A 16,390-nucleotide genomic window follows, 5' to 3' on the forward strand; every position below is an offset into this window, starting at 1 on the left:
TTAGGAGTAAAAAATGGATTTTGAGACGATTAAAGTCAGTATAGATGCTCAGATTGGTAGACTACAGCTAGACCGGCCTGAAGCTATGAACAGTTTTAATGAAAAAATGCATCAGGAAGTTCAAATTGCCATACGCCAACTGGTCGATTCGGAGCAGGTCCGGGTCATTATTATAACCGGTTCAGGCAGGGCATTTTGTGCTGGCCAAGACTTGAAAGAGCGTGCCGGTCAGCTTGACCAGATTGCATTGCCTAATGAAGGTACACTGGCTAGATATTATAATCCTCTAATTGAAACGATTACCCACGCCCCTAAACCGGTGATTGCAGCAGTTAATGGAGTGGCGGCTGGCGCGGGTGCCAATATTGCCTTGGCCTGTGATCTGGTCATTACTAAACAGAGCGCATCTTTTATTCAGGCCTTCTGCAAAATTGGTCTAATTCCAGATGCCGGTGGAACCTGGCTTTTACCACGACTGGCTGGACATGCTAAAGCAATGGGGCTGGCCTTACTAGGCGATAAAATTTCCGCTGAACAGGCAGAAAAACTGGGACTGATCTGGCAGGTTGTACCAGATGAACAGTTTGATTCTGAAGTACAGCAACTGGCCCAAAGATTGGCACAACAGCCAACCTATGCTTTGTCTCTCATTAAACAGGCTATTCACCGGTCTACTCATCATACTTTGACTGAACAGCTTGAGCTGGAGAAAAACTTGCAATATCTAGCGAGTAACAGCCAGGACTATAAAGAAGGAGTAAAAGCATTTACTGAAAAGAGAACACCACTATTCATAGGTAAATAATCAGGTGAGAATTTAAAAATGAATTTAAATACGCGTGTAACAGAACTCTTAGGCATTCAGTATCCTATTGTTCAGGGTGGAATGATGTGGGTAGGAACTGCCGAACTGGCCAGTGCAGTTTCTAATGCTGGTGGTTTAGGGACAATTACTGCACTGACCCAACCTACACCAGAAGCTTTATATAAAGAAATTGCACATTGCCGTAACCTGACCGGCAGGCCTTTTGCAGTAAATCTCACTTTATTGCCTGCTGTGAAACCACCACCGTATGCTGAATACCGTCAGGCCATTATTGAAAGCGGAGTCAAAATTGTAGAGACGGCAGGAAATAAACCACATGACCATATTCAGCATTTTAAACAGCACGGTATAAAAATTATTCATAAGTGTACGGCAGTCCGTCATGCACTCTCTGCCCAGAAAATCGGAGCAGATATAATTTCAATTGATGGTTTTGAGTGCGCTGGCCACCCTGGTGAAGATGATATTCCTGGACTTGTCTTGATTCCTGCTACTGCTGACCAGATTGACATTCCAATCATCGCCAGTGGAGGGTTTGCCGATGGGCGTGGGCTGGTAGCTGCGCTGGCATTGGGGGCTGAAGGTATAAATATGGGTACCCGCTTTTGTGCAACACAAGAAGCGCCCGTACATGAACGGATCAAGCAGTTCTATCTGGACAATGACGAACGTGATACCAATCTGTTGCTTAGACCTTTTCGAAATACTTCACGCGTAGCAAAAAATAGTATATCAGACCGTGTGCTGGAGATCAGTCAAAAGCCTGACCTGAAATTTGAAGATATTCAGCCTTATGTCTCTGGCTTAAAGGGTAAACTGGCTTTAGAAACTGGAGATATCGATGCCGGGCTAATTACAGCGGGGCAAGTGCAGGGCCTGATCCATGATATTCCAACCTGTAAAGAGCTGATAGAGCGTATTATTCAGGAAGCAAACCAGATTATTGACAGCAGACTGACAAAATTTATTCGAGCCAATGAATAAAAAAGTAATTCTGGTTTTGGTTGGTATTAACACTTTTTAATGACTAAAGTCAGTCCAAAAGCATTAAATAGTTTTAAAATAGAATGCAGGGTCGGATTACTATGCGGCTGTTCCAGCTTTTGTAGTGTTTGCGGAGCAATTTTTGTAATTTTTGCCATATCCTCTAAGGTCAGGCGCAATTCAGTCCGCAGATACCTGGCAACCTGATGAATTTCCCACTCTGGATGCTGTTCTATAGTATCAAGTACCTGCTGGCGCCGTTGCATCTGCTCAATCGGCGTCATCGATTTAAAACGTTTATCCATGACTCAGCTCCTGAAGTTGCTGACAGATATTTTCTATTCTTGGCTCGCTGTTTTCGATAATTTCCGGATCGATACCGATACGTTGCATATAACTGAGCAGACCTTGATATTTTAGGTACTGTTCAGCCAGTGCTGAGCGAAGAGTATCCCGCGCAATAGGAATAATGGTTTGAATCTGCTCAATGACTGATGCCCAGCATGGAGCGCCGCCCTGATCATTTCTTTCCCAGCGGGTGGTTCTGGCTATTCCATCAGGATGTAACCACATTGGCGCAAAGTCAAAAAGTGGCGTAAGCTGGATCAAACCATTTTCATGGCGTTGGATCGCTGTATTACGGGTATGATTGTCTTTATTTCCTAGAGCTACATTGGCAATGTCTCTTTTTAAATATTCAACTATTTCAGTTTCTGCATACGTACAGCTTTGGAGGATGAGCATACAGATCTGGTTATGAGTAAGGCGTACTCCAAACCCGGCCTGATTGCTCAGTGACGCAATACTTTCCTGGGCAATACGTTTGACCTTCCCATTGACTGTCTGGCGGTCAAAGCGGGGAATAAAAAGAGTACGGTCATGAAGTTCTAGCTTTTCATGCACTCGCAGACCAAGATATTCTGCTACTTGCATATATAAGGCTTCTTGAGCCAGGATTTTTTCTAGCCGGGGATGATCACCGCGGCTAAACTTGACCAGCCAGTGTTTGGCTGCATGCTCATCTGGCAAGGTATGATCCAGATAAAACAGTCCATCATTCGCTTGGGTTAGCAATAGTTTAGGCCATTCTCCCTGCACTCCGGAGGAACCGCCCACAAACAGTCCATAAGATGCTAATGATTCAATAAAATATTCACGGCGTTCAGCAATTTCATGTAGGGTAAAACCCTTCAGGTCAGGATCAGGAAACTTTGCATTTAACCAATCATGAGCCTCTTTAATACGAAGATGGCCAATGGGATTACCGGCACCGGCCTTTAATAAAGCCCAGTCAGCTGTTTGTTGTGCTGTTTCATTATAGTCCAGCTGTTTAAGCAGCTCTTTACGTCCATATCCTTGGGGTAACAGGTCCATCAGAAAAGCGGGCCAAGTCTCTGCATAATTACTTTGCACATTTACGGGCAAATTAAAAGACACTGCTCGTGCATCACGGCAGTCCATATAAGAAATAGCATATTCAAACAGATAAGATGTACGGGTTCCTGCCTCCCACCCCAAGTGTGTAGCATTGAGTAATTCTACTAGAGCACAATCGAGCCACTGATGGTCCTGATAAATCTGTATAGTGCAAAAATTATTCATTCTTTTATTATAATATAAAAATAATAAGTAGAATAGAGGGTAGTTATTTATTAGAATAAAATATTATGAATTTATGAGCCAAGAAATTAACCGGATTAAAAGATACTCAGGCGTGTGAGATAATAGATTATAAAAATCATAGAGAATGGTTTAAGATAGTCCACTCAACATAAGTAATGTTTTCAATTAAATCTTATGATTATTCGTGATAAAACTAGTAATCTGGCTTTACTTTTTGCGTGGCAAGGAACAATACTGCCTACAGTTTTACCTGCGCTCACCTTTGTTGTTTTAATCTCTGCGGTAATTGGTTATTTGACCTCTCATCATATGCTGAATGTACCGGAAGTGCCTGCTATAGGGTTTACCATTTTCGGCATTATTCTTTCTATTTTTTTAAGTTTTCGAAATAACGCCTGCTATGACCGCTGGTGGGAAGGGCGTAAATTATGGGGAGCCCTTATTGCGAATTCCAGGCATATTGCCCGTGATTCTCATGTATTACCTGATCGAGAGCGCCGGATTCTCATGTACAGGGTAATGTTTTTTACTCATCTTTTAAGAAATCGCCTGAGAAAAACCAATACTCCATTCAAGTTAGATACTCATCATCTGGCGCTGGAGCAACAAGCACTGAATCATTTGGATCAGCATATTAATGCTGCACAGTTTGTGCTTGAATGTATTCAGAAAGACCTGGTTCAACTCCTGAGGCAGGGCCTGATCAGCGATATCATTTATAGTACATTGAACCGGCATATTGTTGAATTGGGTAATATTCAGGCTGGCTGTGACCGTATATTAAGTACACCTTTACCATTTTCGTATTCAGTTTTATTACACCGTACTGTTTATTGTTTCTGTTTTATTTTACCTTTTAGTCTGGAAGCTGACTTAGGTATATGGACACCTATTGTAGTTGGATTAATTGCTTATCTGTTTTTAGGGCTGGATGCTTTAAGTGCCCAGCTTGAAGAACCCTTTGGGCTTGAAGAAAATGATCTGCCACTTGATTCGATTGTACGCTTGGTCGAACGGGAGATGTTGAGTTCGCTTGGAGAGGAATTGCCCGATACTATTTTGCCTATTAGGGGCAATTTAAGTTAATCAAGTGCTGCGCTACAGGTATTTCGCAAATTAAAAAAGCTATTTATATAGGGCTGAACTCTTTAACTCAAAATCTTCAATCTCCTCACTAGCATTTATTCGTTTTAGAATAAAATTCATCTAAAATGATCAGATGGTTATTTCTACATCATGAAATAATATTATTATTCATATGGTTAATTTTGAATTAATCATAAAAATGGGTATTAAAATTATAGAGTTTTAATACCCGATTACCCCTATGATGATATAAAACTATTTTTCCTTAGAAACTTCAGGACTCATCTTTTTTAGTTCCCAGATATTCCTGATAGGCATCTTCGGCAAAGCGTCGTAGAGAATCACCGATTGCAGCATATTGGTAAGCATTCAGATTGGCTAATGAAGCACGTGCCGATGGATGGGATACCCCAAAGCCAGAACCTGGCAACAGAACGACACCGGTTTCATCTGCTACCCGAAATAATAATTCTGTCGGGTTTTTATTGACCATGACCCAGTTGGCAAAATCGTCACCATATAATATGCGGGCTGTTCTTTCCAGATCTACCAAGGTGTAATAGTCAACAGCGTTAAGATCTTCAGGGACTTCAACACCAAGCTGTCTATAAAGTGCAGCATCGCGTTCCCGGACTACAGACTTGACAGCTTTTTTATAAGCCTGACGAGAATCCATCATATTAAACAGGGCAAAAAGAACCATCTGTACCTGCTGCGGTGTTGACAGACCTGCGGTGTGATTCAGTGCAACATTACGGCTATCTGCTACCAAACGGTCAATAAACTTGATTTTTTCTGGTTCAGTAGTTAATGATGAATAACGTTCTTCAAGTTCCTGCTTTTCCTGATCTGAAAGCGCTGCAATCTTCTGATCAATGATATTGTTATTCGACAGCGCAATAATGCCAAGTCTCCAGCCTGTAGCCCCAAAGTACTTTGAGAATGAATAAACTAAAATAGTATTATTTGGGCAAATTGCAAAAAGTGACTTAAAGTCATCTGCAAAAGTTCCATATACATCATCTGTCAAAATAATCAGGTCAGGACGTTTTCTTACAATATCTGCCAGTATTAGCAATCCTTCATCACTTATTTTGACAGAAGGCGGGTTGCTCGGATTGACTAAAAAGAATGCCTTGATTGAAGGGTCTTCTAACTTTCTTAATTCAGACTCAGGATATTGCCAGCCCAGATTGGGATCAGCTTCAATAAAAATTTCTTCAAGCTGATAGTCATTCAGTTTGGGAATTTCCAGATACGGCGTAAAAATCGGTCTGCCGATTGCAATTCGGTCGCCAGTATTAATAATCCTGTTTTCTTTTAAGGAGTTAAATATATAAGCCATGGCTGCGGTTCCGCCTTCAACCGCAAACAGGTCCAAGCCTTCCTTGGGCATACTTTTTATGCCCATTTCCTGTAACAGATACTCTTTAATAATTGTTTCACTGACACGGAGCATGCGATCAGGTACAGGGTAGTTACATCCTAGAATCCCTTCGACCATTTCAAGCAGAAACATATCTGGATCTAAACCCAATTGGTCTCTCACATAAGACACTGCTTTTCCCAGAAATAAAACTCCAGGTTTATCCCGGTTCTGCATGAGAAAATTATCAAAACGTGATTGCAAACCGACAGGACGGGGGAACCCACCTAAGCCTTCTGGCATGTAAGAAAATGAAAATTCTGATTCTGTGGCAGAAAATAAACCTAATTGAAAAAAAGCCCTACGTGGCAGGGTAGCCAGAAAATTAGGGTTTCCTCGTCCAGCATTGAGCATTAAGCGGTCCCGCTTACTCTGTGCCAAAGCAATCAGGCTATCTTTTAACTCGAATGGGCTAAGTTTTGAATATTTAGAATAATCTACATTCCCCATGGGAAATCTCCTTAGTGAATAGTGATCTTAAAATGCTTGAAACAATTTTTAGGCTAATCCGACAATAATTGGACCGAGTAAGGTTAAAAAAACGTTTGCTAGGGCGTAGGTAATAGCAAAGGGTACGGTAGGTATAGAGTTTCCGGCTTTATCCAATACACCACCAAAAGCGGGGTTGGCACTGCGTGCACCTGATAATGCACCTGCCATAATGGCGACATTGTCATAACGAAGAATATAACGGGCGAAGAACATTGAAAGGATAAGAGGAACAACAGTAACCACCACACCAATCATAAATAGTGATAGACCACTTTGCTTGATGGTCTGAATCGCCTGTAAGCCTGATTGCAGCCCGACAGCAGCGACAAATCCTGCAAGTCCCAAATCCTTAAGTAGCTGTGATGCTGCTAAAGGCATATTGCCATGCACTTGATTACGGCTACGTAACCATCCAAATAACAGGCCAGAAAGTAGCGCACCTCCACCTGCACCTAAAGTAAGGGGCACCCCTCCAATACGAATAACAAAAAGGCCAATAACCAAACCGACTACAAGACCTGCTCCATGAAACATCCAGTCTGTTTTTAAACTCTCAGGTAAAGCTTTTCCGGCTTCTTTTACTAACCGCTCAAGATCGGTTTTTGTTCCATATACTGTGACTACATCACCTGGTTTCAAAACCAGATCATCATTTAGAACCTGTGTTTCATTATTTCGTTTGATACCAAGTACATATATACCGTGTTTCAAATAGGCAGGCGTATTGGCCTTTACCTCGCCCAAGCTATGATTAAGATATTTAGAATTTCTGAGTACTACATCCGTGGTCTGCATCACCATTTCCATACCAGGAGAAGACTGTAGCTCTGGACCAATATACTCAGAAATTGCAACCACACTAGCTCGTCGCCCTACAATCAGTACAATATCATCTGTCTGCAAAATGATATCTGGAGATACATCGATAAACTGGTCATCACGTTTTAAGCGTTCGATGGTAGTGCTAGATTGTTTGGCCTCAAGTTCTTCTATTTTCAGACCATTACCCTGTTTGACTTGATAAATACGTCCGACTATTTCCGGAATAGCCAGCTCTTGACCCGGAGCCAGCTCAAAAGCACCTTTCAAACGTTCAGATTGTGCTTTCAGGGCATCATCATGGATTTCTCTTCCCATAAATTTAGGAAGAATATTGACACAGATAATAATTGCGCCAAGTGACCCAAAAATATAAGTTACTGCATAGCCAATTGCGACATTTGCCTGTAGCTTTTGTATTTCAGCAAGAGGTAAATCCAGTCGTGATATTGCATCTCCAGCAGTACCAATAATAGCTGACTGCGTCATGCCACCTGCCGCTAGTCCTGCTGCCAGCCCTTTGTCCAGATGGAAAAGCTTGGCCATGAGCAGTACCGTAATTAAGCCACTCACTGCCATAAATACTGCAAGCAGAATCTCTTTAATAGAGTGTGGTCCTAATGATTTAAAAAATTGCGGTCCACTTTCAAAACCTACAGCATAAATAAATAACGCAAAAAGAATCGCTTTTACACCATTATCTACAGAGACACCAATCAGGCTTAAAACCACTGCAACAAGAAGCGAACCAGCAACGCCACCAAACTGGAATCTGCCAAATTGAAACTGACCAATCCAGAAACCAATTGCAAGTGATAAAAATAATAAAATTTCTGGACTATGACTTAATTCATGTTGTAACCATTCAATCATCTTATATTCTCACTTCATTATTAATATATTTTTAGGTAGAGAATCATGGTTTTTTTAAATATTTACTTAAACTACTATTCTAATTATGAGAAAACAAATTTACTTTACTTAAGTACAAATATATATTAATTTCAATGGCTTAATTATTATATAATATAAAGATAACTTATATAATTAAAATTAAGATATTGATAATAATTAATTATTTTTAGATTATAAAATTTTTAAAATAACTTTTATTTAATAGTAAATTGTAAAATTTTATGTTGGGTTTTAAATAAAATTTTGAGAAAAAATTAAACATAATTAATTGATTAAAGTTAATTTAATTAAATTATTTAATATTCATGCTAGGCTTAAATAATTAATAGGTAAATGTAATATATCTTTAATAATTCAAAAATATTTTATAGTTGCTTGGTCTTTTTACTAAAAACTGAAATTTTTATAAAGATGAGAATAATAAAATTAATTATTTCTTTAGGATTCTGAGTTTTTTCATTCGATAATATTATACTTTTATTGGTTCAATCAGTTATGTATTTTAAATTGGTTGCTTTTTAATAATAATATCTTATAAAGATAAATATGAACTGATAAAAGGAAAGGCATTTGAATATTCTTTTGCAAAGTCTAACTTTTCAAGAGCTTCTCACAATTATATTGTCTGCATTAGGATGTGGTCTTTTAATCGGGCTAGAGCGGGAACGTAATAAAAATACCCGCAATGAACAAAGTTTCGCGGGATTAAGGTCTTTTACGATCAGCGCCTTATTGGGGGCTTTGTGTTTTGTTATACACCCGTATGTTGGAGTAGTGGGGGCAATAGCCGTAAGCCTGTTCTGCCTGTATAGTTTATCTCAACAAAAAGAAGATATTGGTTCCACCACTGAACTGGCTTTTTTAATGACCTACCTTATTGGGGCGGCGTGCATCTGGAATATTCCATTAGCAGCCAGTATGGCAGTATTGCTTACCCTTATTTTAATGGGGAAAACTAGCCTTCATCGCTTTGCTGGAAAAACCATTCGAGATTATGAACTCCGGGATGGACTCCTTTTACTGGCCCTCATTTTGATCGCTTTACCGATCATGCCAAATAAACCCCTATGGGGTTCAGTACTAAACCCATATGTCATTTTAAAATTACTGGTTTTAATCCTTATTGTGCAATCTATGGCACATGTGGCAAAACGCATTTTATCAAATGACAAAGCATTGATTTTATCTGCTCTAGCTTCAGGTTTTGTCTCTAGTACTGCCACTATCGCCAGTCTTGGCATGCAAGTCCGCTCCGGAGAAGCCACTGCCAAAGTGAATGCCGGTGCTGCTCTGATGTCATGTGTAGCGACTTTACTGCAATTACTGCTGATTGTCTCAGGTGTAAGTTTAATGTGGTTCAAACTGCTTTTTATCCCAAGTCTGGCTGGGATAGGCATACTATGTGCTGCTACAGGCTTATTTATGTACCGGTCAAATCATTCAGATACCCGTCTAATAAAACAAGTTGATCAAGCAGATGACCGCATGTTTAGTCTCAAGGAAGCCGTCATTATTGCAGTTAGCCTCACTCTCATTCAGGCCGGAATTTATGGAGCAAATCTTATATTAGGAGATAAAGGCTTAATCTTGAGCACTTTTTTAGCGTCACTATTTGAAGTTCATGCTGCTATGGCCGGGGTAGTAGTACAAGGAAACCCAGCTAATTTGACTCTGATTTATGCAGTTGTCATTGGTTTGGCTGCACATGCACTTTCAAAAAGTATTAATGCCTTTCTAACCGGTGGCTGGAAGTTTTTTTTATATTTTGCACCTGTGCAAGTTGTTCATATGGCGGTTGTTATAATGCTGATTATTTACTTTCATCAAATCTTAATCTGAAAGCATAATTTAAAATCCAGATCTCTGAAGTACTTTTGCAATTTTACCAAAACAGCTAAATTTATTAAAAATATCGTTCAAATGAGCCGATTCTCAATAAGAACTACATAGAACTTGCTAGCCAACACATACTCTCTATAATAACAAGCAATTTAATTCGTTAAAGTACCGTATGCGGTCTACCACATGGATTACAGTCTTGGTTGGATTATTCATGTTCCAAAGTCTTTGGAACGTGGCAGCGGCCTTTTGCGTCCATGAAGAGCAAACTTTAGTACAGCAGAGTTATCATTTTGGCCATCATCAAAATACCCTATGTATCAGTCATGACCGCCCGCATAAGCATGATACCCAATCAGATCATAAAGACATAAAGAATAATAATTTAAAGCTTGGTGAAGATCATCAGGATCATCTGCCTTCCATGACGCATCTGATTGTGCAAAATGAAAAAATCTCGGTTTTAATTCCAGTTTTTGAAACTCATGTCATTCCAGAGTTTCACTGGAAGAACAGCTATCAGGCACCTGACCTGTTTCAGCAAAGTCCACCTCCCGAATTTTCCCCGCTTATGGTGGGGTAGCCTAAAACATTCTCACCACTTCTAAATTTAATTAAGTGGGAAAAATCATGTCTTTACAGTCAAGGACGTTATTACGTCATGCTCTGATGGCCTGTCTATTTACAGTTATTGTGCCATCACATAGTTATGCTGAAAATATTAGCAATTTTGGATCTGCGTATGCCAAAGTACAGAGCTATCAGGCACAAGCTGAAATAGCTCGGCATTATGCACAAATTTCTGATTTAAATATTCGCCAAAGCGAATTATGGCAAAATCCGAGCCTAACGGTTGAACAGTCAGGATTCGGTTCAGATCAGGAGCAGGAATTCAGCCTCGGTATTCGCCAGCCCTTAGATATTTTTGGTCAGCGCAAGCTTAGCCAGGCCATAGCCAATACATCAGGTCAGCAGCTGCAATTGCAACAACAGTTATGGAATGCGCAAAGCCAATTAATTGTCAGATATGCATGGTCACAGTTAACAATTGCAGAAACGGAACGTACTGTTTATGCATCGCAGCTTAGAGTAAGTAAAGCTAATTTAGAGAGTGCCCAGAAGCGCTATCAGGCAGGAAGCATTGCTCTGGTTGATTATGAGCGGGCTCAGATTGAAGCGTTAGAAATGGAACGGCTTTATCAGCAGGCTGTATTAAATCAGCAGTAGGCAGGGCGTCAACTCTCAAATTTATGGGGTGAAACCTATGCACAAATTGATTTAAGCAAAACTTCTATTCCTTGGCCAGATCAGAGTAATCAGACAGTACAGCATTATATTTCTGAAGGATGGCTAGAAAAACTTTATGCTTTAAATATTCGGCAGTCCAATTACCGGATTGAACGTTTAAAAGTTCAAGCTCGTCCACAGCCCGCCTTAAATGTAGGGATGAACCGTACAAGGTCTCCTGATGAAAATAATGAGACGGTGTTAACACTGGGGGTCGATCTTCCCCTTAATCTTTTCGACCGTCAGCAATATACTATTCCTATTGCGCAACAGCAGCAGATCTTGCTGAATCAACAGCAGCAGCGTGAACTAAAACAGCAAATACTTGATATTGCAAATAGCATGCATCAGCTCAAGGCTTTACGGAATCAATATGAACTGATTACAAGTCAAATTGACTTGGCTGAAAAAGTCCAGAGCCGAACTTTACAGGGTTTTAAGGCAGGTAAATTGTCAATTACAGATGTCCAGCAGGCGACTTCACAACTGTACAGTCTACGTTTGGCAATGTTACAGACATTACGGCAAGCCTGGCAAAGTGCACTTGGTGCTGAAGCCCTGAGTATTGGAACAAGCTATGAAGAAATCAGCCGTTCTGATGCCTACATACAACTAAATCAAAGTGCGGCTGAAACATTACAGAATTTAATTAATGAGGGGACACGATAAATGAACTTGAAACAATATGGAAAATTATCCCAGCCTCTCATGATTGCGATTCTGATTGCACTAACCGCACTGGTCAGCCTGATCATCTGGTTAAATAAGCAGGAAACGAGAACTGCTGAACATGGACATGAGGATGAACATACCGGAGACGGCGAGGCTGAGGCTCATGCGACAGAAGAGCATGTTAAGGAAAAGGAAGGCGAGATAAAACTGACAGCCCGGCAAATGGCTGAACAGGGTCTAAAAGTCGCCATAGCAACTACAGGCCCAGTGGAAGAGGTTACTCTGTTGCCAGGTAAACTGGTCGTAAATACTGACCAGCAAGCTCATGTATCGCCGAGTTTCAGTGGTCATGTTGAGCAAGTAAAGGTGTCTTTAGGGCAAAGTGTTCAAAAAGGACAAACTCTAGCCGTGCTTTTGGTTCCTGAACTGATTGATCAGCAGGCAAATTTACGTATGGCACAGGCAAATCTTCAGCTTGCCAAACAAGACTATCAACGTGAACAGCAGCTCTGGACACAGGGTATTTCAGCCAAACAGGATTATCAGCGTGCTGAAAATGCATACCGTCAGGCACAGCTTGCTGTACAAGCCTCACAGGCACGCTTAAATGCCTTAGGGGCAAGTAGTAATACTCATGGGCGCTTTGTTATTCGGGCACCGATTTCTGGTGTCATTAGTCAGAAAGATATTGTAGTAGGTGAAAATGTCCAATTGGCTGATCAAATTTTTGTCATTGAACAGCTCAATAATTTATGGCTTGAGTTTACTTTACCCGCTCAATACGCAGGACCACTACAAGCCGGACAGAAAGTTTTATTTAAACTAATGGGTACAGAGCAGACCCATACTGCACGAATACAAAGTTTAACCTCGCAGGCAGACAGTCAGACAGGGCGGCTAATAGTCCGTGCCAAGCTTGATACGCAGTCTGCCAGTTTACGTCCTAATGTATTAGTGAGTGTTTTGATGGCCAAGCCTGCTGCTAAAACGTCTCTTCGGGTAAAAAAAGCAGCCGTACAACGTATTGAAGGCAAAGATACCGTTTTTATTTTGCAATCTGAAGAAAAAGGACAGGTTCATCTAAAGGCTCAACAGGTGAAATTGGGCCAAGCCTCAGGTAACGGGGAATGGCTTGAGGTAATTTCCGGGCTTGCTAACGGCAAGAAGTATATTAGTGAAGGTAGTTTTCTGCTGAAGTCTGAACTGGAAAAAGATGAGGCCGGTCATGAACACTAACTCTGAACTGCCAAGAGCAGAAGGCCTGTTTGAACGTATTATCCAGTTCTCTATTCAACATGCTATATGGGTCATGCTGTTTGCCTGTATCTGGATTGCAGTTGGAATTTACAGTTATCAAAAGTTACCTATTGATGCAGTACCAGATATTACGAACACCCAAGTACAGATTAATACCCAGGCAAATGGGTTTACTGCACTTGAAGTAGAACAACGTATTACTTATCCCATTGAAAATGCAATGGCCGGAATTCCTGATCTGGAATTAACTCGTTCTATTTCCCGCTATGGACTGTCTCAAGTTACCATTGTATTTGAAGATGGTACCGATATTTATTGGGCACGTCAGCAGATTAACCAGCGGTTACAAGAGATTCAGGCAGAGTTACCGGCACAAACCAGTCCAATCATGTCACCTGTTTCTACAGGGCTTGGAGAAATTTATCAATGGGTACTAAGAGCAGAGCCAAAGGCGAAAAAATCTGATGGAACTGCTTATACCGCTATGGATTTACGTGAAATTCAGGATTGGGTAGTTCGGCCTCAGTTGCAGCGTGTACAAGGTGTGGCTGAAGTGAACAGTATTGGCGGTTTTGAAAAAAACTATGTGGTATCACCTGACTTCAGCTACATGCAACAGCTTAATATCTCTTTAGAACAGCTACAGCAGGCTCTAAACCAAAATAATGAAAATAGAGGAGCAGGATTTATTGAAGATAATGGACAGCAACTTACAGTCCGTATTCCTTGCACACTCAACAACATTTCAGATATTGAGAATACTTTAGTCACCAGTTCCAGTGGTCGTGCCATTCGGGTCAGTAACATTGCGCAAGTTTCCATAGGACATGATCTAAGAACAGGTGGCGCAACCTATAATGGTGAAGAAACTGTTCTGGGAATTGCCATGATGGCAATGGGAGAAAATAGCCGGACTGTTTCTAAAGCGGTAGATGCCAAAATCCGGGATATTCAAAACAGTTTACCCAAGGGAGTATTTATAGAAACGGTCTATGACCGTACGTCTCTGGTTGAAAAAGCGATTAAAACTGTACAGAAAAATCTGGTTGAGGGAGCGGTACTTGTTATTGTTATACTATTCTTATTTTTGGGAAACATACGAGCAGCTCTGATTACCGCCTGCGTTATTCCGCTCTCCATGCTATTTACCTTAACAGGAATGGCACAAAAAAATATTAGTGCTAATTTGATGAGTCTGGGGGCACTAGATTTTGGAATTATTGTTGATGGTGCAGTGGTAATTGTTGAAAACTGTATACGCCGTTTGGCCCATGCACAGCAGTTACTTAAACGTCCATTAACACAAAGTGAGCGATTTAAAGAGGCGTTTTTAGCTGCTCGACAGGCACGACGTCCCCTGATTTTCGGGCAGCTTATTATTTTAGTGGTGTATTTACCAATTTTTGCTTTAAGTGGTATAGAAGCGAAAATGTTCCATCCGATGGCTTTGACTGTAGTCCTGGCACTGATTGCTGCAATGATTCTGTCTATAACTTTTGTCCCTGCTGCAGTCGCTTTATGGGTTAAAGGAGATATTCGCGAAACTGAAAGTGGCTGGATGACTTCGCTCAAGAAATCTTATGAAAAGACTTTAAATGTTGCTTATGAATATAAAGCAGTAGTCTTAACATTTGCTATTTGTCTTCTGGTGGTTACAGGTGTTTTAACTACTAAACTTGGGAGCGAGTTTGCGCCACAGCTTGGTGAAGGTGATTTTGCCGTACAACAATTACGTTCTCCTAGTACAGGATTAGAAGAATCTTTACGTATGCAGGAAAACACAGAAAAGCTTTTATTAAAGAATTTTCCTGAAATTAAAGCAGTATTTGCACGTACCGGCACCGCTGAAGTCGCAACAGATGTCATGCCACCTAATATTTCTGATGGCTATATCATGCTTAAACCAAATGAAAAATGGCCTGACCCTAAAGAGAGCATTGATGAGCTCCGATCCCGGATGGAAAGTTACCTTGCAACAATTCCGGGGAATAACAGTGAATTTTCTCAACCGATTGAGCTGCGTTTTAATGAGTTAATTTCAGGGGTACGTAGCGATGTAGGAGTCAAGATTTTTGGTGATGATATGCAAGTTCTCAATGGCGAGGCTGCTAAAATTGCCAAAATTATTCAGCAGGTCGCAGGAAGCAGTGCGGTAAAGGTTGAGCAAACCTCAGGTTTGCCTTTACTCAATGTTGAGGTTGATAAGTTTTTAGCTTCGCAATATGGCTTAAGTGTTAAATCTATTCAAGATGTGATAGCTACTGCCATTGGCGGACAGCAGGTTGGAGAAATTCTGGAAGGAGACCGCCGTTTTGATTTCGTTATTCGTTTAAGAGATCAGGACAGAAATGTGGCTGATGTTTCCCAATTGCCAATACGACTCCCAAATGGCGGCAGTATTATATTGTCTGATGTCGCAAAAGTTGCCAGTATTGAAGGTATCAATCAGGTAAGTCGTGAGAACGGTAAACGCCGTATGGTTATCACTGCCAACGTTGAAGGGCGAGACTTGGGCTCATTTATCAGTGACTTGCAGACACAGCTTAAAACCTATGATTTACCAAGTGGCTACTGGATAGAATATGGTGGCCAGTTTGAAAATCTGGCTTCAGCTAAAACCCGTATGCAAATTGTTATTCCATTGGCTCTAATTACGATTTTTATTTTATTGATAGCAGTTTTTCATAATATGAAAGACAGTTTTCTGGTATTCACAGGTGTTCCTTTTGCATTGACGGGAGGAGTTCTGTTTCTCTGGCTGAGAGATATTCCATTATCCATGTCAGCAGGGATTGGATTTATTGCTTTATCTGGTGTGGCTGTACTGAATGGTCTGGTAATGCTGACGTTTATTAAAGAGTTACGCTTGAAGTACAACTTGCATGAAGCGGTATGGCAGGGGGCGATTTTACGATTGCGTCCTGTATTAATGACGGCTTGCGTGGCATCACTGGGCTTTGTTCCTATGGCGCTTGCTACAGGTACAGGTGCTGAAGTACAAAGGCCCCTTGCAACTGTAGTCATCGGTGGAATTATATCGTCTACCTTGCTCACACTTGTACTGTTGCCTATTCTCTATAGATGGGTGAATAGTCCTCAGAGGTAAAGTGAGTCTTATGAAAGCCTTTGACTGTTCAAAGGCTTTCTTTTAAAGGTAATTTTAT

At 40.8% G+C, this 16,390-nt stretch carries 11 protein-coding genes and 1 pseudogene; 8 read left to right on the forward strand and 4 right to left on the reverse strand.

From position 1 onward, the window contains the following. Positions 1–13: 13 nt before the first annotated feature. On the forward strand, positions 14–805 hold the full coding sequence (locus ACRAD_RS06570) for an enoyl-CoA hydratase-related protein (RefSeq protein ID WP_005025860.1): 792 nt from the start codon (positions 14–16) through the stop codon (positions 803–805). Between the two features lie 18 nt (positions 806–823). Continuing rightward, positions 824–1,810: an NAD(P)H-dependent flavin oxidoreductase gene (locus ACRAD_RS06575; protein ID WP_005025862.1), complete on the forward strand. Its 987-nt coding sequence runs from the start codon at positions 824–826 to the stop codon at positions 1,808–1,810. Between the two features lie 26 nt (positions 1,811–1,836). Here ACRAD_RS06575 and ACRAD_RS06580 read toward each other — a convergent pair whose 3' ends face one another. Both ACRAD_RS06580 and ACRAD_RS06585 read right to left on the reverse strand, forming a co-directional pair. Beyond that, positions 1,837–2,115 (reverse strand): helix-turn-helix domain-containing protein, encoded by a 279-nt coding sequence (locus ACRAD_RS06580; RefSeq protein ID WP_005014332.1) that lies wholly within the window; start codon positions 2,113–2,115, stop codon positions 1,837–1,839. Next, the gene (locus ACRAD_RS06585) at positions 2,108–3,412 is read right to left on the reverse strand and encodes a type II toxin-antitoxin system HipA family toxin (RefSeq protein WP_005025864.1); all 1,305 of its coding nucleotides are present in this window, start codon (positions 3,410–3,412) and stop codon (positions 2,108–2,110) included. The genes ACRAD_RS06580 and ACRAD_RS06585 overlap by 8 nt, the downstream gene beginning before the upstream one ends. A gap of 195 nt (positions 3,413–3,607) precedes the next feature. On the opposite strand from ACRAD_RS06585, the gene ACRAD_RS06590 reads away from it, so the two are divergent. Then, positions 3,608–4,519, forward strand: coding sequence for a bestrophin family protein (locus tag ACRAD_RS06590; RefSeq protein ID WP_005025868.1), 912 nt, complete (start codon positions 3,608–3,610; stop codon positions 4,517–4,519). Positions 4,520–4,793: 274 nt separating this feature from the next. Here the strand turns inward: ACRAD_RS06590 and ACRAD_RS06595 are convergent, their stop codons facing one another. Next, a complete protein-coding gene (locus ACRAD_RS06595; RefSeq protein WP_005025870.1) occupies positions 4,794–6,395 on the reverse strand; it encodes a bifunctional aspartate transaminase/aspartate 4-decarboxylase in 1,602 nt (533 codons plus the stop codon). A 48-nt stretch (positions 6,396–6,443) separates the two neighbouring features. After that, positions 6,444–8,129, reverse strand: coding sequence for an aspartate-alanine antiporter (gene aspT / locus ACRAD_RS06600; RefSeq protein WP_005025873.1), 1,686 nt, complete (start codon positions 8,127–8,129; stop codon positions 6,444–6,446). A gap of 612 nt (positions 8,130–8,741) precedes the next feature. On the opposite strand from aspT, the gene ACRAD_RS06605 reads away from it, so the two are divergent. From ACRAD_RS06605 to ACRAD_RS06625, 5 genes and pseudogenes are all read left to right on the forward strand, one after another. Further along, positions 8,742–10,010, forward strand: a complete 1,269-nt coding sequence (locus ACRAD_RS06605; RefSeq protein ID WP_005025875.1) for an MgtC/SapB family protein — start codon at positions 8,742–8,744, stop codon at positions 10,008–10,010. A 172-nt stretch (positions 10,011–10,182) separates the two neighbouring features. After that, positions 10,183–10,593, forward strand: a complete 411-nt coding sequence (locus ACRAD_RS06610) for a cation efflux protein, CzcI-like (RefSeq protein WP_197736764.1) — start codon at positions 10,183–10,185, stop codon at positions 10,591–10,593. Between the two features lie 47 nt (positions 10,594–10,640). Further along, a pseudogene (locus ACRAD_RS16720) lies at positions 10,641–11,966 on the forward strand (TolC family protein). Continuing rightward, positions 11,967–13,205: an efflux RND transporter periplasmic adaptor subunit gene (locus tag ACRAD_RS06620; RefSeq protein WP_005025884.1), complete on the forward strand. Its 1,239-nt coding sequence runs from the start codon at positions 11,967–11,969 to the stop codon at positions 13,203–13,205. Then, entirely contained in the window at positions 13,195–16,332 is a 3,138-nt protein-coding gene (locus tag ACRAD_RS06625) for an efflux RND transporter permease subunit (RefSeq protein WP_005025887.1), read from the forward strand. The genes ACRAD_RS06620 and ACRAD_RS06625 overlap by 11 nt, the downstream gene beginning before the upstream one ends. The last annotated feature ends 58 nt before the right edge of the window (positions 16,333–16,390 follow it).

The organism is Acinetobacter radioresistens DSM 6976 = NBRC 102413 = CIP 103788 (assembly GCF_006757745.1).
Taxonomy (GTDB): Bacteria; Pseudomonadota; Gammaproteobacteria; order Pseudomonadales; family Moraxellaceae; genus Acinetobacter; species Acinetobacter radioresistens.